20 protein-coding genes are annotated in these 23642 nt (G+C 34.6%); all 20 read right to left on the bottom strand.

What is annotated here, in order from left to right; translation table 11 throughout:
- Positions 1-29: 29 nt before the first annotated feature.
- Complete coding sequence (gene cutD / locus C7P63_RS09165; protein ID WP_125943853.1) at positions 30-980, bottom strand: choline TMA-lyase-activating enzyme; 951 nt, start codon at positions 978-980, stop codon at positions 30-32.
- Positions 981-1005: 25 nt separating this feature from the next.
- Positions 1006-3549, bottom strand: coding sequence for a choline trimethylamine-lyase (gene cutC, locus C7P63_RS09160; RefSeq protein WP_125943852.1), 2544 nt, complete (start codon positions 3547-3549; stop codon positions 1006-1008).
- A gap of 26 nt (positions 3550-3575) precedes the next feature.
- Positions 3576-5024, bottom strand: a complete 1449-nt coding sequence (locus C7P63_RS09155; RefSeq protein WP_125943851.1) for an aldehyde dehydrogenase family protein — start codon at positions 5022-5024, stop codon at positions 3576-3578.
- Complete coding sequence (locus C7P63_RS09150) at positions 5025-5345, bottom strand: BMC domain-containing protein (RefSeq protein ID WP_125943850.1); 321 nt, start codon at positions 5343-5345, stop codon at positions 5025-5027.
- Positions 5346-5362: 17 nt separating this feature from the next.
- Positions 5363-5659, bottom strand: a complete 297-nt coding sequence (locus C7P63_RS09145; RefSeq protein ID WP_125943849.1) for a BMC domain-containing protein — start codon at positions 5657-5659, stop codon at positions 5363-5365.
- A gap of 12 nt (positions 5660-5671) precedes the next feature.
- A complete protein-coding gene (locus C7P63_RS09140) occupies positions 5672-5953 on the bottom strand; it encodes a hypothetical protein (protein WP_125943848.1) in 282 nt (93 codons plus the stop codon).
- 2 nt (positions 5954-5955) lie between these two features.
- Positions 5956-6975, bottom strand: coding sequence for a DMT family transporter (locus C7P63_RS09135; RefSeq protein WP_125943847.1), 1020 nt, complete (start codon positions 6973-6975; stop codon positions 5956-5958).
- Between the two features lie 26 nt (positions 6976-7001).
- Positions 7002-7280 carry an ethanolamine utilization microcompartment protein EutM gene (gene eutM / locus C7P63_RS09130; RefSeq protein WP_125943846.1) on the bottom strand — a complete coding sequence of 93 codons (279 nt, stop codon included), beginning with the start codon at positions 7278-7280 and terminating at the stop codon, positions 7002-7004.
- A gap of 662 nt (positions 7281-7942) precedes the next feature.
- Entirely contained in the window at positions 7943-8800 is an 858-nt protein-coding gene (locus tag C7P63_RS09125) for a MerR family transcriptional regulator (protein ID WP_125943845.1), read from the bottom strand.
- Positions 8801-9059: 259 nt separating this feature from the next.
- Positions 9060-10421 (bottom strand): 23S rRNA (uracil(1939)-C(5))-methyltransferase RlmD, encoded by a 1362-nt coding sequence (gene rlmD / locus C7P63_RS09120; RefSeq protein WP_125943844.1) that lies wholly within the window; start codon positions 10419-10421, stop codon positions 9060-9062.
- A 95-nt stretch (positions 10422-10516) separates the two neighbouring features.
- Positions 10517-11539, bottom strand: coding sequence for a diacylglycerol kinase (locus tag C7P63_RS09115; protein WP_125943843.1), 1023 nt, complete (start codon positions 11537-11539; stop codon positions 10517-10519).
- Positions 11540-11572: 33 nt separating this feature from the next.
- Positions 11573-13003 carry an Asp-tRNA(Asn)/Glu-tRNA(Gln) amidotransferase subunit GatB gene (gatB, locus tag C7P63_RS09110; RefSeq protein WP_125943842.1) on the bottom strand — a complete coding sequence of 477 codons (1431 nt, stop codon included), beginning with the start codon at positions 13001-13003 and terminating at the stop codon, positions 11573-11575.
- Positions 13003-14472: an Asp-tRNA(Asn)/Glu-tRNA(Gln) amidotransferase subunit GatA gene (gene gatA / locus C7P63_RS09105; RefSeq protein ID WP_125943841.1), complete on the bottom strand. Its 1470-nt coding sequence runs from the start codon at positions 14470-14472 to the stop codon at positions 13003-13005. The genes gatB and gatA overlap by 1 nt, the downstream gene beginning before the upstream one ends.
- Complete coding sequence (gene gatC, locus C7P63_RS09100) at positions 14472-14771, bottom strand: Asp-tRNA(Asn)/Glu-tRNA(Gln) amidotransferase subunit GatC (protein WP_125943840.1); 300 nt, start codon at positions 14769-14771, stop codon at positions 14472-14474. The genes gatA and gatC overlap by 1 nt, the downstream gene beginning before the upstream one ends.
- Before the next feature lie 86 nt (positions 14772-14857).
- Positions 14858-15955: a CamS family sex pheromone protein gene (locus C7P63_RS09095; RefSeq protein ID WP_125943839.1), complete on the bottom strand. Its 1098-nt coding sequence runs from the start codon at positions 15953-15955 to the stop codon at positions 14858-14860.
- Positions 15939-17969 carry an NAD-dependent DNA ligase LigA gene (gene ligA / locus C7P63_RS09090; protein WP_125943838.1) on the bottom strand — a complete coding sequence of 677 codons (2031 nt, stop codon included), beginning with the start codon at positions 17967-17969 and terminating at the stop codon, positions 15939-15941. The genes C7P63_RS09095 and ligA overlap by 17 nt, the downstream gene beginning before the upstream one ends.
- Before the next feature lie 19 nt (positions 17970-17988).
- On the bottom strand, positions 17989-20202 hold the full coding sequence (gene pcrA / locus C7P63_RS09085; RefSeq protein ID WP_424580164.1) for a DNA helicase PcrA: 2214 nt from the start codon (positions 20200-20202) through the stop codon (positions 17989-17991).
- A 186-nt stretch (positions 20203-20388) separates the two neighbouring features.
- Positions 20389-20589 (bottom strand): cold-shock protein, encoded by a 201-nt coding sequence (locus C7P63_RS09080; protein WP_125943836.1) that lies wholly within the window; start codon positions 20587-20589, stop codon positions 20389-20391.
- A 288-nt stretch (positions 20590-20877) separates the two neighbouring features.
- Positions 20878-22725 (bottom strand): translational GTPase TypA, encoded by a 1848-nt coding sequence (gene typA / locus C7P63_RS09075; RefSeq protein ID WP_125943835.1) that lies wholly within the window; start codon positions 22723-22725, stop codon positions 20878-20880.
- Between the two features lie 130 nt (positions 22726-22855).
- Positions 22856-23632 (bottom strand): inositol monophosphatase family protein, encoded by a 777-nt coding sequence (locus C7P63_RS09070; protein WP_125943834.1) that lies wholly within the window; start codon positions 23630-23632, stop codon positions 22856-22858.
- Positions 23633-23642: the final 10 nt, after the last annotated feature.

Genomic DNA, 23642 nt, shown 5'->3' with positions numbered 1-23642 from the left:
TTATTTTTTTAATTTTATCTTTTGATATATTAATGGCGAACAACTTTAACAGGAAAATCGTATTCTTTAATCCAGTTTTCAATTTTGTCTAATTCTTCATTACTTAAACTTGGATCACCTTCGACAGGGTATTCCATTCCCAGCTGTCCGTATTTGTTAACACCTAATTTATGATAGGGCAGTAAATCTATTCCTTGGAAATTAGGTAAATCTTTATAAGGTAGTAAAAATTGGATGATTGCTTGAATTTCTGTTTGACTTGAATTAATTCCTTTAAGCATTGGCATTCTAATTTTTACTTTATAACCTCTTTTTAAAATCTCTTGTAAATTAGCTAAGATTTTTTCATTACTAATTCCAGTTAATTCATTATGACGAACAGGATCCATGTGTTTTAAATCGAATAAAAATAAATCAACATATTCAGCAATTTTTAATAATCTGTCCATTCGACTATGTCCACATGTTTCAATGGCTGTATTAATTCCATCATCTTTACAAGCTTTCAAAAGAGCAAGTGCTGCTTCTGGTTGTGATGTACACTCTCCACCACTTAGAGTGACACCACCACCTGACATTTCATAAAAAGCGTCATCTTCATGAACGATTTTTAATAATTCAGAAATAGACCGAACTTCACCGGTAATATTTAAAGCAGACATTGGGCAGATATCCACACATTTTCGACAACCATTACATATTTTTTCACGATCAACTTGATGATGACCATTTTCATCCATGTAATGAATCCCTAATGGACAAACATCTACACAGGCTCCGCAATCTGTACAGACATTCTTTTTAAACATCACTTGATATTTACGTTCTAACCCTTCTGGATTGGAACACCACTGGCAACGGAGAGGACAGCCTTTAAAAAAGACTATCGTCCGTATCCCTGGTCCATCGTAAACATTATATTTCTGTACATTGAAAATCATCGCTTGACGTTCAATTCCACCTTCTCTTTGATTAGCCATCACTGTTCATCTCCTGAATTCACTTTTAAAATTTTGTCAACATAGTTCGACTGATAATTTCATCCTGAACATCTTTGCAAAGTTCCACAAAGAATGCACTATAACCTGCAACTCGAACAATTAAGTCACGATATTCTTCTGGATGTTGTTGTGCTTTTAACAATGTTTCATTATCTAAATAGTTAAACTGCATTTCACCATTTCCTAAATGACAAGCTGTTTTTAATAGAGTAATTAAACTTTCTTCTCCTTCTTGTGTATCAAGTAACCCAGACATAATCTTGAAGTTATGTACCATTCCGATGTTCATGCTATCGTTAGACATTTTTGAAACAGATTTAATAATCGCTGTAGGTCCTTTAAAGTCAGCACCTTGTGTTGGACTAATTCCATCAGATAAAGGCGTCCAAGCACGACGACCATTAGCAGTTGCACCAGTCATTTGACCAAATGGTGTGTTGTTTGAAATAGATAAAGTACCGTGACTAAGAACTGAATAAAGTGTTTTGTATTTTCTATGTTCAGATTCAGTAAATGTAATTAATTCTGCTGCAATTAAGTCAGCATAATCATCATCATTCCCATATTTTGGCGCTTTCAAACAATCTGTTCTAATTGGTTCATACCCTTCAAAATCTGCTTTTAATGCTTCATTTAACTCTTCTAATGTATATTTTTTCTCATCAAAGACTAATTTTTTAATGGCTGCCATAGAATCTGCATAAGTAGCTAAACCTGACCAAACAACTCCTGGTCCAAAGTTATACATAGCTCCTCCAGCAGAAACATCTTTTCCTGTTTCCATACAGCCTTCATACATAATAGACATTAATGGTTTTGGTGCAAGATCACGATGAACTCGTTGAGAAATAACTGTTGCAACATCTGTCCACTTAGTAATATAACGAATTTGATCTTTAACTGCTTCTTCGAATTGTTCATAAGTTTCGAATTGAGAAATATTTCCTGGATCTGGACAAACTTGTTTGCCATACCATAGTGGAACACCATGATTTAAAGCTAATTCAATACAAATTGGCCATTGAGTATAGGCTGTTGATGTCCATTGGTATAGACGACCAGATTTCTGAGGTTCTACACAACCCATTAAACAATAATCCCGAGCATCCTCTATTGATACACCCTTAGCTAACATCATTTTGATGTGAGTATCATCAAAGTGACAAGCAGGGAATCCCATACCAGCTCTGACTACATCTACAATTTTCTTCAAGTATTTACGTGGAGATTTAGTATGAATTCGGCAAGCTAGAGATGGTTGATACACTTTAACATGGCGAACTGCATCCATTAATAGATAAGTTAAATCATTGGTTGCATCTTGTCCTTGGCGAGTAACGCCTCCTACACACATATTGACAAATGGTTGATAGCCAGCAAAGAATTTAGAGCCACCTTCACTTGTAATCCACATCATTTCAGACATTTTAATTAACATACATCCTGCTAATTCAAATGCTTGATGTTCGTTCATACGACCAGATTTAATATCTTCTTCAAAGTATGGATACATATATTGATCCACTCGACCAATAGACATACCTGTTTGATTTTCTTCTACTACTAATAAAGATTCAATTGTCCAAACCGCTTGAATAGCTTCCCAGAAAGTTTCTGGTTTATGTTTTGGTACACGTGCATTAATTTCTGAAATTTTTTCAAGTTCTGCTTTACGTTTAGGATTTGTTTCTTTTTGTGCTAGTTCTGCTGCATAATCAGACATTCTTTGAGCGTAAATCATTACCCCTTCAGTTGTATCTACAATAGATTTATAGAAGTAAATTTTTTCAATATCATCTGGATTTTCATAATCTAATGCTTTCAAATGTTCTTTTGCTTCATTTTGAATATCAAGCATACCTTTTTTCATTAGAATAACATCATAACCTGGATTAGAATCCCCACCACCATTTAATTGGTGATAAGAACAATCTGATACAAACGACTCTCCGGAAAGTTCCCAAACACCAGCATCACGATATTGATCTTCACAATATTCATCTACTGATTTCCCTTTCCAAAATGGGAATAACTCTTCTCGCATAATCCGTTTATCTTCATCTGAAATATAGAAAGGATCCTGTGCTCTTGTCCCAATAGTATCAATTTCATCTTCCATCCAACGCCAAGCAATATCCGGTGAAAATGCTCCAGCACGAGGAGCTCCGTTTGGTGCACCTACAATTAATTCATGATCTTGAATCACAAGTGGAGCTGTTTCACAGCAATATTTAAAACATTTTGCTCGTAAAACACTTTTTGGCATTCCTGGATTTTCTTTAGCAATTTTAGTAATAGCACGAGCTCTATGCGTTGTAATAGATGGCACTTGTTTTAAATAATTGTCTTTTAAAGCACGTAAACGTGGTGTAATACCATCTGGCATATCTGTTTGTTCCTCTGTTAAAATAACTGAATCACTTTTAGGCTGTTCTTTTGTAATATCATCTGAAACAGATGAAAACATGCGCATTAACGCTGCTCTTTCTTCTGAGCTTAATTCTTTTGTTGCTTCAGCTAATTTAGCTGAAAATTCATTGATATCCATGTGACTCCCTCACTTTTATATAATATTTATTGGTCTAGTAATTTCTTTAATAATTGAATAAATTGTTCTTGTGAATTTGTTGATAATTGACTAACAGTTGATACTTCTGAAGATTCTATCCATTTATTGGTTCCGTAGCCAATTTGCCGAGTATAGGTTAACTCTTTTGGTGTGACATTTTTAGCTGTAACACCTCGACCAGTTGTTAACCCTCCTAAAATCATAGTAGTTGCTAAATTAGAATCCAGACCAAGACTAGTAAAACTAGCTGGTCCATTGACAATCATTCTGCCTACTGGCTTTTTCAAAGCAAACTCTTGAATGACTTGGGTGTTATGAGAATGTATAGCTAACGTATGTCCATTATGTTGACTTTGTAGTAATTCTATACATTTTTCACAGGCTCTTAACCAATCTGGCTCTAAATAAAATGTTAAAATAGGTAAGCGTAAATCTGCCGCATAAGGATTTTCATCAAAAATATAAGGTTGCTCTGAAACTAATACCTTCGTTCCCTTGGGCACATGAAAACCAGATTTTTCCGCTAACCAGCTAGCTGATTTTCCTATATAAGGAGAAATATGTCTTTGCTTAGACAGGCTCAAATGTTGAACTAGACTGCTTTCTTCTTGTTCATTCATGAAATAAGCTCCGTACTCGGTAAAGCTTTCTTTTACTTTTTTAGCGATAACACCCTCACTAATTACATACTGCTCCGCCCCTGGTAATAATCCATTATCATAAGATCTACTTGCAACTATTTGCTGACAAGCTTTTTTAATATCTGCTGATTTTTCAATAAATACAGGAGTAGAAGCTGTTCCACCATAAATAACCGGTTTATTTTTTACAGGAAACTGGTCGATATAACTGCCACAACCAATATTTAGTATGATTGCTATATCTGGATGTTGGTGAATCTCCTCAATTCCTTCTGTTGAAACATGTTCTAGCCAATTAATACTCCCTTTAGGTACACCTAGTCTTTCAGCCACATCACTGATCATCTTCATTACTTTTTTAGTTATTTCAAGAGCATTATAAGGTGGAATCATCACTAACGTATTACCAGACTTCAAACAAATTAATGTAGCATAAAGAGCATTTAATACAATGTTTTCAGCAGGTAAAGCTATCCCAACCACTCCTAGAGGTACCCCAACTTCTAACCACTTATTTTCTGACTCTTCTTTTAAGACCCCTATAAAATTTTGAGTTAACCATTCTTGTTTTATTTGAGTAGTTACTTTTTCAAATAAATCGTTTTCATCTCGCTCATTGCCATAACCTGTTTCCAAAACCGCTTGATGAATTAACTCTTTATGCTCATGACTCATTTCTTCGATTAAACCTGAAACAATATTCGTCAATTCTATTTGTCCATATTCTCTTAAAAGTAAATGGGCATCTCGAGCTGTTTCAACTAATATTCTAGCTTCTTGCATGGATTGCAAATCTTTATCTACAAAAGACATCTAAATCACTTCCTCTTGTTTAGGCAGTAAATTTTCTAATGCATAGCGAGAAACAATTTTACCTAAATCTCCATGAGGACTTGGAATAACAACAGAACTATAAACTTCTGCTCCCATTTCATTTACCGCTTGAACTCCTGCTTCTACAGCAGCTTGGCAAGCTGAAACATCTCCTCTAACTAAGACAGAAATGTAGCCAGATGCAACATTTTCATATCCTAATAATTCTACATTAGCAGCTTTACACATAGCATCCGCTGCTTCTAATACAAATACTAAACCAAATGTTTCAATTGCTCCGATTGCTTCATATCTTTCCATTTTTTTCTCTCCTTGTTTTACATGTCAATGTCATGGACTGAAACAATATCCCCAACAGCTGAGATTGGTCGGGGCATTACATTTTGTGCTGTTAATTTTCCAATGGCTGCCGCTGCTTTAGCACCAGCCTCGACTGAAGACTTCACCGCTGCAATATCACCTTTAATCATGATAGTTACTAAAGTTGAGCCAATGTTTTCGTAAGAAATTAACTCTACATCTGCTGCTTTTAACATTTCATCTGCTGCCTTTAAAGCCGGAACCAACCCAACTGTTTCAACCAATCCTAAAGCTTCTTCTCCGTGATATCTCATTGGAATTTCCTCCTAAACCTGATATTCTTTCGGTACATATTTTTCTACAGCTCCTCGACCATCTTCTGTAATCGAATAAGTTAAAACTAAATCATTGTTTGCATCTAAATTATATTTATCCAACGATACTAAACCATTGGCTTCTAAAGCCATCAAATGGTCCAAATACATTTTTTCATTAAACTGTTTTTCCTTCCCGTAAAAAGGTTTTAGAACTGACATCACTTCATTAACACTAGCTTTGCCCACTTTATTCACGTGATTTAAAACAGCCATTCGAGTAGGTAATAACATAATTAAGCCTCTCCTTTTTTAAGTAAATCTAACGGATTCATAGTAACTAAGATAGCTCCACATACGATAATTATTGAACCAATAACAATTGTTGGTGTTAATGCTTGACCTAGGAACATGACACAGAAGAGAACTCCCCAAAAAGCATATGTAACATTTAATGACATACCAATAGCACACCCAACCATTGAATTTGCTTTATACCAACTCAAGAAAGAAACTGCTGCACTTAATCCAGAAATAGCTAGCCACATAACTGGTGTAACTACTGCCAATGTCTCTCTAAATAATGGAAATGCTCCACCAAATACGATAATTAACAACAATGTTACAACTCCTGAAATTAACTCTCTTAAGTTAACCGCTACATCAGTATCAATCATTGCTCCACCAAAACTTGAAAATACGCCTTCAAGTCCCCAAGCTAATGCTGCAATTAAGGCACAAATAATTCCTAAAGTAAAATTAGGAGCCCCTTCTGGTTTAACGAAATTAATAATAATAGCACCCATTACACATAAAACCATTCCACCCACTACTCGTTTAGTTGGACGTTGTTTTAAAAAGATCCAAGCAAATAAAGAACCAAATAAACTACATGTAGCTGAAATAGGAATAGCATATGCACCTGCCATGGCTAAACCCACTAGATAAGCACCATTAGCAATTGGGCCTCCTAATAAAAATCCGATGACTAGCATTTTACCTGGTTTTGTATTTAAGGTTCTTCCTAGTTCCTTTAATCTACCTTGTTTCCAGTTATAAATTAATAACCATAATCCAGCAAAAAAATCATTCAATCCTGAACAAACAAACGGTGCTGCTAAAAGTCCTGCTGCGCTAATAAGTGGATCATACCCACTTGCTACAATCACTAACGTAGAATAAATTCCGTAAGTTAATCCTGATATAAGTCCATTAGAAATACCTGCAAAACGAAATTTTTTACTAACCGCTTTCATTTTGTCATCAGCTGTTACTATACCTACCTGATTTTGAATTATAGATTTTTCGTTACTCATATTTATTCCCCTTGTTTCGTATTTTATTATTTATCAGTTGGTAAAATAGATTCAACTTCACCGTGAGGTCTAGGTATTACATGAACAGATAATAATTCTCCTACACGTTCAGCTGCTGCAGCTCCTGCATCAGTCGCTGCTTTTACTGCTCCAACATCTCCACGTACCATGACTGTAACTAATCCTCCACCAATCATTTCTTTCCCTACTAAAGAAACATTAGCAGCTTTAACCATCGCATCCGCAGCTTCAATAGATCCTACAAGTCCTTTAGTTTCAATCATTCCTAGTGCATCATATTTCATTTTTGGTTCCTCCTAAAAATATATTTTTACTCAATTTTCATTGAGTTTTTGCAGCACCCTTGTCTTCCCCATTAAGATACAGCTTGCCCTTAACAGGAATGTCAATTCTTTTTTTAGTTATTGTTCATTTTTGCACAATAACTTCACCTTTTTTTGAATTCGCTTTCTCAAATAGATTGTTTTAAATGAAAAACAAGTTATAAGTTATCTTTTAATCCTTGATTTAATCAGAACTAGAGTAATTTTTTTGTTAGAATGATTCCTTAATCGTTTTTTCTGTATTAATTTTTATTAACACAGCTACTGCTTATTTTCTAAAAAAAAACAAAGTTATTTTGATAACATTTGAAATAATATATCTTCTTAAAATGATAAAATAATTTAAAAAATAATTAAAATGTTTATATATAAACATTTCAATTGATTAAAAAAACATATAAAAAAGTATGACCTTAAGGTAACAGTTTGAAAATAAACTTAATAAGTATTTTTTTATAACAATTAGTATAAAAGTAAAATTATTTTATCTGTTTGTAACACCATTTGTGTATTATTTAAGTTGTTATGTTTTTTATTAAAATAAAAAAAGAGCAGAAAAATAATTTTCTGCTCTTTCTATCTAAATAATTACAGCTAATCTTGTTAATTTTTCCACAAAAAAACTAGCTACTTTTAGTTGCTTTAATTAACACTTCTGTTACAAATTTATCTGTTTCTTTTGTTGTCCAGTAATCAATTACATATCGTTCATAAGCTTCAGGTCCACACGTATACCCATGTTCTGTTGCCCAATCTTCAATTTTTTGATATTGCTTATAAATGTCTTGATGGTCTCCAATATGATATGCACATAAAAACATAGAGCCTCCAAAATCTTTCACATCCATTTGAAAATTCAATTTTCCAACCGGTTGTTGTAGGATACAAGATTTTTTACTCTTTTGATTCATTTTATCTTGATACGAAGAAAATTCTAAAATAACTGGACCAGTAATTGCACATTGATGAGATTCTAAAGAATTAACCCAAGGAATATTAATAATAGATTCTTTATAATTAAAAAAAAAGTCTTGCTCTTGGTAGTAATAACTCATTTGATCTAGATACTTAACGCTAACATGATCTATTTTATTTTGAATAGCCATTGTTCCTTCTTGTAATAAATTAAACCAATCAGAAACAGCGGTGTGTTTATTTTTAATAGCTTGTTCTTCTAATTCTAGCTCATTTAATTTACTAATAAAATTATTTTCATGATAAAAATAAGAAGAATGATCTTTTACACCTTCCATTTCTTGTAATTTAAATCCCATCTGTTTATAGTATTTTATAATAGGGATAAACATCATGGTTTCCTTATTATAGTAACGATAACCATTTTCTTCACAAACTTTATCTGGGACAAAAATACCTAACTCTTCATAAAAACGAAGTGCTTTTTTTGATACCTTGCACATTTTTGCTACTTGTCCGATAGTATATAGCTCTTTTCCAGTTGTTTCCTTCTCTTTACTAATCATTTTTAAATATCCCTCCAACCTAGAAACCACTTTCATTATGAGGGTATATTTTAATAATTGTCAAGATAATTTATAAAAAAAAACAATTTTAAACGTTATTTATATTAACTAATAATCTATAATATCTATTAGTTAATAATTTTTATATGTTATATTAAAATTGGGTTTACAAAAAAATGAAAAACAAGCGAATGATTTTCCACTTATTTTTCATTTTATTTATATAGAGTTCTATAAAATCTATTATCAAATCAATGGATTATTTTTCTAACAACGCCACACACTCCACATGCGCTGTTTGTGGGAACATATCTACTGGTTGGACTTTCTTCACAGTATATCCATGTTCTACTAAATGAGCACAGTCTCTCGCAAGAGATGCTGGGTTACAAGAAATATAAACCATTTTTTTAGGTCCTAATTCTACAGTTTTTTCAATAAACATCTCTTCTAAACCTTTACGAGGAGGATCTACTACTAATACATCACACTGTTTATTTTCTTTTACCCATTCATCCATAACCTCTTCAGCTTTTCCAACCACAAAATCCGCATTGGTTATGTTATTTAATTCAGCATTCACTTTGGCATCCTCAATGGCTTGCGGAACAACTTCAATTCCTGTTACATGAGCAACTTGATTAGCTAAGCTTAAAGCAATTGTTCCAATTCCACAATAAGCATCAATCACTTGATCTTCTTGGCTAAAATCAGCAAAATCAATAGCTGTTTGATAAAGAACCTCTGCTTGTTTAGTGTTAACTTGATAGAAAGACTCTGCAGAGATACGATACTCATTACCTAATAATTGATCGGTAAACGCTTCTTCCCCATCTAAAATTTTAGTTTCTTTTCCCAAAATAACATTACTTTTTTCCGGTTGCACGTTTTGAACAATGGAAACAACTTGAGGTAGAGCTTCTTTAATTGCTGCAATAATATTTTTTTGTGGAAATAGTTTAGCTGTTCTAGTTACTAGAACTACCATCATCTCTTTTGTATAATGTCCTTGTCTAATAATGATGTGACGTAAGTTCCCCACATGTTCTTGTTCATTATAAGGTTTCACATTAAATCGTCTCATAATATCTCGCACAATTTTAATCGCGTCATCAATAGGATCCTCTTGAATTAAAAAGTTTTCAATTGGAACTAAATCATGACTATTTTTTCTAAAAAAGCCTGTTTCTAACTGATTATTGATTTTTCTTACCGGAATCTGTGCTTTATTTCGGTAATGAGTTGGATTTTCCATTCCTAATGTTTTTAACACTGGTACTTCTGGCAATTTAGCTATCCGTTCAAAAACATTTTTTACTTGATCTTGCTTAAATGCTAGTTGCTTCTCGTAAGTTAAATGAATTAAAGGAGCAATCCCTGTTCGGATAAAGGTTTCATCCACTTGTTCCACTCTGTCTTCACTTACTGTCACTTGTTTAACTACTTTTCCGAAACCAAATTTCTTCCCTACTTTTAACACAAGAATTTCAACTTGTTCTCCTGGTAGAGTATTTTCAATAAATAAAGGATAGCCATCTACTTTTGCTACTCCTAAACCTTCATGCGTTAAATCAATAATTTCAACAAGTAGCTGTTGATTTTTCTTTACTGGATATTCCATACTTGTCACCTTCTCTTATTCTTTGTGTAGCCTGTTTCTTAATAAACACAAGAAAAGGAATCAGCTAAACTGAACTGATTCCTTCAATTTATTTACTAAGAAATATGACCGTCTCCGTCAATATCTTCATCGGTTAAATGTTCTACTTCTTTGATAAAGGCATCTGAAGCTTCTTTTAATTCTTCCACTTCACCTGTTACTGCTTCATCTGGAATAGCATCCACATCTGCAAACATTTCAATATGTTGATGTAGATTTTGGAACGTCATTGGAGCATCTCCGCCGTATTCACCATCTAAGTTGATCATCATTCGAACATCCTCATCTAATGCTTCTGCATACAACTTGGAGGTTTTTGTGTACAAAATACGCGAGTCATTGACATGACGACCTCCATTTAGCATTAAAGCAATTAAATGCATGATCTCTAACATATTAGCAGTTTTTACCACAATTAGCGAGAACTTTCCATCATCTAATTGAGCATTTGGCGCAATTGTTTCAAATCCTCCAACAGAATTAGTCAATCCTAAGAAAAACATACTGGCTTTTCCTTCATATTCACCATCATCGTAAACAAGTCGCATATTAATCGGTTTAACTCGAGGTAACATTTCTGCCCCTTTAACCAAATAGGCTAAGTATCCAAACACACTTTTAAGTTGAGAAGGTACTTCATAAGTTAATTCCGTTAAATAGCCACCTGCTCCAATGTTAATAAAATAAGTATCATTGGCTTTACCAATATCCATTTTAACAGTTTGGCCTTTAGCAATTACTCTAGCAGCATTTAAGATATTATCTCTTGGAACCTTTAATGCTCTTGCATAGTCATTCGTTGTTCCACCTGGTATAATGCCCATTTTAGGGCGATTCTCAAGTGGAGCAATTCCATTCACCACTTGATTAATGGTTCCATCTCCACCAGCTGCTACAATTAAGTCAAACCCTGCCAGAGCTGCCCGTCTTGCTTCTTTCTCAGCAGAATCTGGCTCAGGTTTTGTAGCAAAAGCACTGGCTTCGTATCCGGCATTTTCCAAGATATCCAAAATATCTGGTAAATTTTTCTTTAATAATTCTTTACCAGAAGTAGGATTATAAATTACTCTAGCTTTCATGGAAAGTGTCCCCTTTTTCTATAGTCTTAACTCTTACCGCTTGTTTAATTCTTCTTGTAATAATTTATTAACAACTCCTGGATTAGCTTGTCCTTTGGTTGCTTTCATAGTTTGACCTACTAAAAAGCCAAGTGCTCGGTCTTTCCCATTTTTAAAGTCTTCCACTGATTGCGCATTTTTATCTAAAATTTCATTGATAATAGGCAATAATTTACTTGGATCAGATAGTTGAACCCAGCCTTTAGCTTCTACAACTTCTCTTGCATGACCACCATTAGTAATTAATTCTTTAAAGACTTTTTTCGCAATTTTAGAGCTGATTGTCCCGTCTGCAATGATTTCAATCATACCTGCTAAGTTTTCAGGTGTTAAGTTAGTTTCATGAAGTTCTAATTTCTCACTATTTAAGTAAGCAGACACTCCTCCCATTAACCAGTTAGATGCCTGTTTAGCATCTGCACCTTGAGTCAAGGTTTCTTCAAAGAAATCTGACATTTCTTTTGTTAGAGTCAATACCATAGCATCATATTCAGGTAAACCTAATTCATTGACATAACGTTCACGGCGTTTACTTGGTAATTCTGGTAAACTTGCTCGTACAGATTCTACCCACTCATCTGCAATTTCTAGATGAGGAATATCTGGTTCTGGGAAATAGCGGTAATCACTAGCCCCTTCTTTTACTCGCATTAAAATAGTTTCACCAGTTGCATCGTCATAACGACGTGTTTCTTGTTGGATGATGCCTCCTGATAGTAACACACGTTCTTGACGTTTTTGCTCATAAGCTAACCCTTTTTTAACAAAGTTTAAAGAGTTTAAGTTTTTAAGCTCAGTTTTAGTTCCAAATTTTTCTTGGCCATATGGACGTAGTGATATATTAGCATCACATCGCATAGAACCTTCTTCCATTTTCACATCACTAACACCTGTAAATTGGATAATAGAACGAATAGCTTCTAGATAAGCATAGGCTTCTTCAGGTGAACGCATGTCTGCTTCAGAAACAATCTCAATTAAAGGAGTCCCTTGTCGGTTTAAATCTACATAAGAATAGCCTTCAGATCCATGGATATTTTTACCAGCATCTTCTTCAATATGTACTCGTTCAATCCGAATTTTTCTCTTTTCTCCTTCTACTTCAATTTCAATCCAACCATCATGTCCTAATGGAAATTCATCTTGAGAAATTTGATAAGCTTTAGGATTGTCTGGATAAAAATAATTTTTACGGTCAAAATAAGTATGTTGTGAAATCTCACAATTTAATGCAAGAGCTGCTTTCATCCCAAATTCTACGACATTTTTATTCAATACAGGTAAAACTCCAGGATAGCCCCAGTCAATCACATTAGTATTAGTATTAGGATCTGCTCCAAATGCAACAGGTGCTGGAGAAAAGATTTTAGAGTTTGTTTTAAGTTCCACGTGAACTTCTAACCCGATAACTGTTTCAAAATTCATTAGTTGTTCCCCCCTAAAATCTCTGGTTGTAGTTTATGAAACTCTGTTCCTTGTTCAAACGCATAAGCTGCTTGATACATAGTTTTTTCATCAAAATAAGAACCGATAATTTGTAGTCCAACTGGTAAGCCATTTGATAAACCACATGGAATGGACATACCAGGAAGTCCTGCTAAGTTAACTGGAATAGTTAAGATATCCGCAGCGTACATAGTTAATGGATCTTTGATATTTTCACCTAAGTTATAAGCTACTGTTGGAGCAGTTGGCCCAATAATTAGGTCATACTCTTTCAGTACAGATAGGAATTCTTCTTTAATCAATGTCCGAATTTGTCCAGCTTTTTTAAAGTAAGCATCATAATAACCAGCACTTAAACTAAAAGTTCCTAACATAATCCGACGTTTTACTTCATCCCCAAATCCTTCAGAACGTGTTTTAATATAAACCTCTTCTAAGTTTTGGCAATCATCTGCTCGGTACCCGTAACGAATCCCGTCAAAACGTTGTAAGTTAGAAGAAGCTTCTGAAGAGGCAATAATATAATAAGCTTCCACGCTATAAGCGATATTAGGTAGACTTACTTCTTCTACTGTAGCACCTAATTCACGGAATTTTTCAATAGCGGCTTGAACACTTTCACGTACACCAGCCTCGACTCCTTCTCCCATGAATTCTTTTGGCACTGCCAATTTCATGCCTTTAACTCCTGCATCGATATCTGCAACATAGTTAGCAACTGGATGACTAGCACTTGTGCTATCACGCTCATCTTGTCCACTAATGGCTTCTAAAACAAGAGCATTATCCCGAACAGTTCTAGTCAATGGCCCAATTTGGTCTAAACTTGAAGCAAATGCAATTAAACCAAAACGAGATACTCGTCCATATGTAGGTTTCATCCCAACAATGCCGTTAAAAGCAGCTGGCTGTCTAATACTACCACCAGTATCTGAACCTAATGAAACAGGAACTTGTCCCGCTGCAACAGCAGCTGCAGAACCACCTGATGAGCCACCAGGAACTTTTCTTTGATCCCAAGCGTTTTTAGTTGGTTTGAATGCAGAATTTTCAGTACTGCCTCCCATAGCAAATTCATCCATATTTAGTTTCCCTACAGGAATCATTTGTTTGTCATATAATTTTGACATAACTGTTGCATCATAAATAGGATCAAAATTTTCAAGCATTTTACTTGCAGCAGTTGTGCGTAAACCTTTAGTAACAATATTATCTTTAATCCCAATTGGAATCCCTGCTAAAACATCTTCTGCAGCAATTCCTTTTTCGTCGATTAATTTAGCTTGTTCTAAAGCTTTTTCTTCATTTAACGCTAAAAAGGCATCAATTTTTGGTTCTGTTTCTTTTAGACGGTTAAATGTTTCTTTTGTTAGTTCTGTTGCAGTAATTTCCTTCTTAACTAATAAGTCATGAAGTTCTTCAACAGATTTATCATACCATTTAGTCACTACGCGCCAGCCTCCCCGTTATCAATAATTACTGGAACTTTAATAAAGCCATCTTCATGTTCTGGCACATTGGTCATAAGTAAATCACGATCTGTTCCTTTTACTGCTACATCTTCACGCATGACATTTATATCATGGACAACATTAGCGGTAACTGCTACACCTTCTGTATCTACTTCATTTAAACGTTCTACCATATGAACAATGTCTGTCAATTGACTTGTAAACTGATGTAAGTCATCTTGTGACAAAGAAAGCTTTGAAAGTTTTGCTACATGTTGAATATCTTGTTCTTTCATTTATTTTCCCTTCTTTCTATGAAAACTATCAACAACTATTTTACCATAAAAATAGGGAAAGAGACGAACTCTTTCCTCATCTATTTTTAATTAAATATATGTGATGAAATAGTATTTTCATTTGCTTTTTTCACGATAAAAGCTTGAGGTCCTTCAATGGAGTTGATTTGAACTTCAATTTCACCTGGAATATTTAAAGAAGATAGTAAATTTTTACCAACAAATTGAGTAAAGCTGATTATTTCTGTTTCAGAATAATACTTTGTTTCTATTTTTATGACCATTTTGTCTAATTTTTTATCTTGATAATGGGCAATAGCAGAAAACCCACTTAAATTAGGGAAAAACCCTTGAACCATTTCTTTAAAATCTCGGTATTTATTGCTAATACCGTCTTTAGTGGCACTATTAGTTTCTCCTTCTGGCACTGGTAAAGTAATGTACTCTTCTTTAACCTCTGTCCATTTAGTTACTTCAGAACCTTTTGTCATCCCTTTAAGTAAATAAGCTCCTCCGGCAATATCATCTTTAGTCGCTTGCTCAAAGATACCAACTGTAATTGGCACATTAGCCCCTGCTTCTATTTGTCTTAAATGCTCAATCACAGTTTGGGCAGCTTGTTTCCCTACAGTTAAAGCTGTTTCTTGGTCAATATTTCTAGCTGGATCTTGACTATAGTCCACTTGGTTGACTGCAATCCCTAAGCTAATACCAGCTAATTTTTGTGTTTTCTTATCTAAATAATCTTGCTCTAAAACTTGCTGGACAACTAAAGGTTCCCCCTCTGACTCTGGATTTAACCCAGTAGGATTATCTTTAGACTTTCGGTCTAACCAATTCATAATAGTTTGTTTATCTAATAATTGACCTTCTCGGAACAAATAACTATCAACTGAATAATTTTCTTTTGATAAAGTCAACAAGCCAGATTCAAAGTTAGCTAAATTATAGTGGCTATTTAAATAACTGGCAGAAAGAGTACGAGCTTGACTAATTTCGTATTTTCCGTCTATCATCACTGCTTGATATTCTGCTTCATCTACTCGACCAGTACTAACAATTTTTCCTGTTTCTTCTTTTCGATTAGTAGTAGGCAAAGGTTGTTTTTCTGTTGTTTGTCCCTGACAACTTGTTAATAGTAGAAGTGAAACCCCAAGTAACAAGCCTTTAATTATTTTTTTCATTATTTAGGACTCCTTCAATAGCTTGAATCATGTCATCTTCTGACCAAATCTCAATATTTAAAGATTCTGCTTTTGTCAACTTACTTCCTGCATCACTTCCAGCAATAACTAAATCCGTCTTCTTAGAAACACTTCCTGTAACTTTTCCACCTAAAGCTTGGATGTTTTCTTTTGCATCTGTTCGGTTATATTTAACAAGTTTACCTGTTAATACTATCGTTTTTCCTTTAAAAGGAGAGTCTACCTGGGCTAATTCTTCTTGAGTCACACCTAGATAAGTTAAATTAACTCCGGCTGCTTGAAGTTTACCAATTAATTTTTTAACTTCTTCTTGAGAAAAATAGGTCATAATACTTTCCCCTATAATCTCACCAATCGTATCTAATTGAGTGATTTCTTCAACAGTACTAGCCATTAACTTCTCTAATGTACCAAAATGACTAGCTATAATTTGACTAGCTTTTGCTCCAACATGTCTAATCCCTAAACCAAATAATAATTTTTCAAGAGAGTTTTCTTTACTGGCTTGAATGGCTGTTAACAAATTATTAGCTGATTTTTCTTTGATTTTATCTAAGGTTAACAAATCCGTCTCTGTTAAGGTGTATAAGTCAGCCACATCTTTCACTAAGGAATGATCATATAGCTGTTCAATAATCCGAGGCCCTAACCCTTCAATATTCATGGCGTTTCTAGAAGCAAAGTGAGCCAGTCCTTCTTTTATTTGAGCCGGACAGTTAGGATTCATACATCTTAAGGCTACCTCACCGTCTAGATGAACTAATTCATTTTCACAAACAGGACAGTGAGTAGGCGCTAAGTAGTCTTCACTCTCTGCTGTTCTTTTTTCCACTAATACGCGTGATACTTCTGGAATAATATCGCCTGCTTTATGAATAATAACAGTATCTTCTAGTCTGACGTCTTTTTCTTTAATAAAATCAATATTATGTAAAGTCGCACGAGCTACCGTTGTTCCTGCTAAAGTCACAGGATCCATCACAGCTGTGGGAGTCACCACACCTGTTCTTCCAATAGTCCATTCAATCTCTCTAATTACCGTTTCCGCTTCTTCAGCTGGAAATTTATAGGCAATAGCCCATTTAGGTGCTTTAACTGTATAACCTATTTCTTCCTGAGCGGAAAACTCATCTACTTTGATAACAATCCCATCAATTTCATAAGGTAATTGATGGCGTTTTTCCTGATAAGTTTCAATAAATTCCCAAACCTCTGTTATGGACAGACATTTTTTTCGTTCTGGGTTGGTTTGGAAACCTAGATAATCCACATAATTAAGCACCTCACTTTGAGTGTGCACTTGGTACTGGGCAGGTTCTACTACTTGGTACATAAAGGTACTTAAATTACGTTTTGCTGCGACTTTAGAATCTAGTTGACGCAAGCTACCTGCTGCAGCATTTCTTGGATTAGCAAATACAGGCAACCCTTCTTCATCTCTTGCTTTGTTTAACGCAACAAAAGAGCGTTTCGGCATATAACATTCTCCCCGTACTTCAATTGAAATAGGTTCAGGCAAAGTTAGTGGAATGGAGTGGATAGTTTTTAAATTTTCTGTAATATCTTCTCCGATCCGCCCGTCTCCCCGGGTAGCACCTTGAACAAACACGCCATTTTCATATCTAGCCGAAACAGCTAAGCCATCAATTTTCAACTCACAAATATAAGAAAAAGGTTGGTCTGTTAATTTTTTTATGCGCGTATCAAATGCTTCAAGATCTGCTTGGTTAAATGCATTACTCAAACTTAACATAGGATGAGTATGAGTTACTTTAGAAAAGCCATCTAACACAATGCCACCGACTCTTTGAGTAATGGAGTCAGAGGTAACTAGTTCAGGAAATGCCTGTTCAAGAGAAACTAATTCATGATATAACTTATCATAAATATGATCCTCAACAGAGGGAGTGTCCTTAACGTAGTATTCGTATGCATATTGTTTCAGCGTTTTTCTTAGTTCTAATACTTTCTTTTTAGCTTCTGTTACCTCCATATTTAAATCCCTCCTTTAGTTAATCTACCTTTGTAATCGGAGCGAAGGCAGCTAAAAGTCTTTTCACACCTTGAGCTGGGAAGGCCACATCTAACTCAATATCTTTAGCGGTACCCCCTACTCGCACAATCGTTCCTACTCCCCATTTTTTATGTGTGACTTTATCTCCTTCATGCCAAGCCAATTGATCGGCTCCTGTCGCTTTCTTACTTGAAACTTTCGTTTGTCTAGGTTGTGTGTACTGGTACTTAGGTTGACTATAAGACATGGTGCTTCGCTTAGTCTGGTAAGTATTTTCTTGATGGGACGTTTCTGCATCTAAAAGAGTTTGATCGATTTCTTCAATAAAGCGAGAAGGTTTATTATACTGTGTCCGACCGTACAACATCCGAGATTTAGCATTGGATACATATAATTTTTCTTCCGCTCGTGTAATCCCCACATAAGCTAAACGTCTTTCTTCTTCTAATTCATCTTCTTCTAGGATTGCTCTAGATAAAGGAAAAATTCCTTCTTCTAATCCAATTAAGAAAACAACTGGAAACTCAAGACCTTTCGCTGCATGTAAAGTCATTAAAGTCACTTGGGAAGACTCTTCTTCTAAATTATCTAAATCAGAAACTAATGCTAAATCATTTAAAAATACCGTCAATTTATCTTCAGGATTAATTTCTTCTTCATTTTTTTCTAAGCGTTTATCAAATTCTTGTGTCACCGTTAAAAATTCATTTAAGTTATCAATTCGTCCTTCAGCTTCTAGAGTCGCTTGGTTTCTCAACTCCTCTAAGTAGCCTGTTTTTTCTAGTACTTGCTCCGTTAATTCAGTTAAACTTAAATACGTAATCATTCGACTAAGATCTTCAATCATATCACCAAAATGAGCTAACTCTCGGCCAGCTTTTCCGCCAATATTAGCTAATGAAACGTTTTGAGAGGCTTCTAATAATGACCACTCCTGCACATTGGCAAATTGACGTAACTTTTCAACAGAAGTAGGTCCAATGCCTCGTTTAGGTGTATTGATAATTCTTCCAAAACTAATAGAATCAACAGGATTAGCCAAAAGATTTAAGTAAGCTAGGATATCCTTAATTTCTTTTCGGTCATAGAATTTATGACCTCCTACCATTTTGTAAGGTATATTGGCTTTTAGTAACATCTCTTCAATCACTCGAGATTGAGCATTGGTTCTATAAAGTACTGCAAATTCATGATATGCCCGCTGGTGTTCTCTCATTTGTTTTTGGATTTCAGATACCACAAAGCGAGTTTCATCTCGCTCACTATCTCCTCTAAAATAAGTGATTTTTTCACCAGAGTGGTTGTCTGTCCATAACTTTTTATCTCGCCGATTATAGTTATTTTCAATGACTTGATTGGCTGCAGATAAAATCGTTTGAGTGGAACGATAATTTTGCTCCAACAAAATAACTTGAGCGCTAGGATAATCTTTTTCAAAATCTAAAATATTTTGCATATCTGCCCCACGCCAGCCATAAATACTTTGATCAGCATCTCCAACGACACATAAGTTTTTAAAATGAGCAGCTAACATATTAACTAACATATATTGAGCATGGTTAGTATCTTGATACTCATCTACATGAATATATTGAAACTTAGTTTGATAGTAGGCTAATACTTCTGGCTCTTGATGGAATAAGCGAATAGTAAGCATAATTAAATCGTCAAAATCCATACACTGATTAGTATGTAACTCTTTTTGATAGGCTTCATAACACTGTCCTACAATACGGTCATAATAGCTACCTTGAAATTCACTAAAGTCTTCTGGTGTCATTAGTTTATTTTTCGATTGACTAATGCTTCCTAAAATACTTCTAGGATCAAATTTTTTCGAGTCAATATTTTGCTCTTTTACAATACGTTTCATTAACGTTAATTGCTCTGAGCTATCTAAAATTGTAAAGTTACGATTATAACCAATCCGGTCAACATCTCGTCGTAAAATTCTAACACACATAGCGTGAAAAGTTGAAACCCATACCTCTTCTCCACCAGTAGTTAATAAACGACTAACTCTCTCTCTCATTTCTTTAGCTGCTTTATTAGTAAAAGTAATCGCTAAAATATTCCATGGATTAACGCCTTTTTCTTCGATTAAATAAGCAATACGGTGAGTAAGCACTCGAGTCTTACCACTTCCAGCTCCCGCCATAATTAAAAGTGGGCCGTCCGTATGAAGAACTGCTTCTGTTTGTTTTGGATTCATTCCTGCTAGTAAGGATTGTCTGGTTGTCACTTTACAACGTCCTCTCTTTTTTTACATCTTCTCCATTATAGCAAATTCTATTTTAAACTTCTCTAAAAAAAGTCTAAAGACTGGTCTTTAATCAAATGAAAAAGCACCTTTCGTTTAAACGAAAGGTGCTTAAAGTTATAATAGCTATAAGGACTCTTATAATTTTACAACTTCTGCTGCTTGAGGTCCACGATCGCCTTCAACAACAGCGAATTCTACGTCTTGTCCTTCTTCTAATGTTTTGAACCCGTCTCCTTGAATAGCTGAAAAATGTACGAATACGTCATCTTTCCCATCTACTTCGATAAAGCCAAAACCTTTTTCATTATTAAACCATTTTACTTTTCCGCGTTCCATGTAAAAACTGCCTCCATTATGTTTTTCTTGGTAAATCCATTTCCTTTACAAAAATCGTCCGAAAAACAATTACAGAAAGCAATTTTTTCAATCCGATTGTAAAAGCCATTTCATTACATTATTTATTATACTTCACTTTACTAACAACTTCAATATCATAACAAAAATTGACCGATTTTTTTATCTTTTTTCTGCTGATTTAAAGAAAAATCTATTGTTTTTGAAAACGGTTTGTTTTTTATCCCCAAAAAAACCATCTAACCTTAAGTCAGATGGTTTTAGTTATTATTATTTATCGTCTTCAGCCATTTTTTTCTTCTTAGCTGCTTTTTCACGTTCGTTTTTATGTAAAATTTGTTTACGTAAACGAATGCTATCAGGTGTTACTTCACAATATTCATCATCATTTAAGAATTCTAATGATTCTTCTAAAGTTAACGTCTTAGGTTTCTTAATCACTGATGTTTGGTCTTTCGTTGCAGAACGAACGTTAGTCATTTGTTTTGCACGAGTAATGTTAACTGTTAAATCTCGTTCGCGACTATTTTCACCAACAATCATACCTTCATAAACTTCAGTTCCTGGTTCAACAAAAACTGTTCCACGTTCTTCTACACTCATAATACTATAAGTAGTAGCTTTACCTGTATCAATTGAAACTAAAGCTCCGTTGCGGCGTCCGCCGATTGTACCAGCTAATAATGGTAAATAAGAATCAAATGTGTGGTTCATAATACCGTAACCACGTGTCATAGACATGAATTCAGTTCGGTAACCGATTAAACCACGAGCAGGGGCTAAGAAAACTAAACGCATTTGTCCATTACCTGTATGGATCATATCTTGCATTTCACCTTTACGTTGGCTTAAAGATTCGATAACACTTCCCATATATTCTTCTGGTGTATCAATTTGAACTCGTTCAAATGGTTCACATTTAACGCCATCAAATTCTTTTACAATTACTTTAGGACGTGACACTTGTAATTCAAAACCTTCACGACGCATGTTTTCAATTAAAATAGATAAATGAAGTTCCCCACGACCAGATACTATCCAAGCGTCAGGTGAGTCAGTTGGATCTACTTTTAATGACACATCTGTTTGTAATTGAGTTAACAAACGTTCTTCAATTTTACGAGCTGTTACATATTTTCCTTCTCGACCTGCAAATGGAGAGTTATTAACTAAGAATGTCATTTGTAACGTTGGTTCATCAATATGCAAAATAGGTAAAGCATCTTGATGGTCTACAGGAGTTACTGTTTCCCCAACGAAAATGTCTTCCATACCAGAGACTGCAATTAATTCTCCTGCTTTTGCTTCTTCAATTTCAACACGTTTCAAACCAAAGAAACCAAATAATTTAGTTACACGGAAGTTTTTAACAGAACCGTCTAATTTCATTAAAGAAACTTGGTCTCCTACTTTAATCGCTCCACGGAACACACGTCCAATCCCTACACGTCCAACATATTCATTATAGTCTAATAGAGATACTTGGAACTGTAAAGGCTCATCACTGTTATCAATAGGAGCTGGAATACGTGAAATAATTGTATCCAAAACAGGATTCATTGTTTTTTCTTGATCTTTAGGGTCTTCTGATAAACTAGAAGTTCCATTTATACCAGATGTATAAACAACTGGGAATTCTAGCTGATCATCATCGGCACCTAATTCAATAAATAATTCTAATACTTCATCTACAACCTCTTGAGGGCGAGCTGAAGGTTTATCAATTTTATTAATAACTACGATAGGAGTTAATTTTTGTTCTAACGCTTTTTTCAAAACAAAACGAGTTTGAGGCATAGTTCCTTCGTATGCATCAACAACTAGTAATACCCCATCAACCATCTTCATAATACGTTCTACTTCGCCACCAAAATCCGCGTGTCCCGGTGTATCCATAATGTTGATTTTAGTATTTTTGTAGTTAATAGCCGTATTTTTAGATAAAATAGTAATACCACGTTCTTTTTCAATATCGTTAGAGTCCATCACACGTTCTTGTAGGTTAACATGGGCATCTAGCGTATCAGACTGCTTTAATAACTCATCTACGATTGTCGTTTTCCCATGGTCTACGTGGGCTATAATCGCAATATTTCGAATATCTTCTCTTAATTTCAATGTTTATTCTCCTCACTTTTGACACACAACACAGTATCTTCAATTGAATTTCACCGACTTTTAATTATACCAAGAAAACTAGGAGAAAAACAAGGAAAAGTTTTCAGAAAATAGTATTTTCTCAATAATTTTATAATTCCTCGTAAGTTTCTTGTAATTCTTGATAAATGATTGGTGTAGTTACCAATACAGGTACACGTTTCTTCAAATCTAATTTATTGTTATCTAATCCAATTGTCACAAATCCTAAAGTTTCTGCTAATACTAAACCAGCACCATAATCCCAAGGTTGTAAATAAGAAATATACACATGGTGACGACCTAACAAGGTATCTTTAAAGCCAATGCCAGCACACCCACACATTCTTACTCCTAAGCTTGTTAACCCAATCTCTTGAGTATGACAGTCATTTTGGAGAAACATCATCGTATTTACATTAACCAATGAGTCTTTTAGGGAATCTGTTGAGATTTGATTTATTTCTGTATCATTTATAAAGACTCCCACTTGAGGGCCACCCCAAATAAGTTCTTTTTTCATCACTTCATAAATAAATCCTAAGACTGGTTTTCCGTCTTCATAAATGCCAATCATAATGCAAAAGTTCTCTTGTTGTTTGACAAAATTTAATGTACCATCAATTGGATCAATCACCCAAACACGACCGCTAAAATCAGTCACAGGCTCTCCGCCCATGCCCTCTTCTCCTAATATTTTATCAGTAGGAAATTCTTTACGAATTTGCTGAACAAAAAAGCTTTCGACCTCTTTATCTACATTGGTGACTAAATCTGAATAATTGGATTTTCTTTCTACATCTAAAGGTTCTTCTAGCCGTTCTTTGATTAAAGCTGTGGCTACAGCTATCCAATCTTTTACTTTTGAAACTAGTTTTTCCTCCATCATCCACCATTCC

Source organism: Vagococcus humatus, from assembly GCF_003950325.1.
Classification (GTDB): domain Bacteria; phylum Bacillota; class Bacilli; order Lactobacillales; family Vagococcaceae; genus Vagococcus_C; species Vagococcus_C humatus.
Note: the sequence above shows the minus strand (reverse complement) of the source record. Positions and strands in the feature narration are given on the sequence as shown.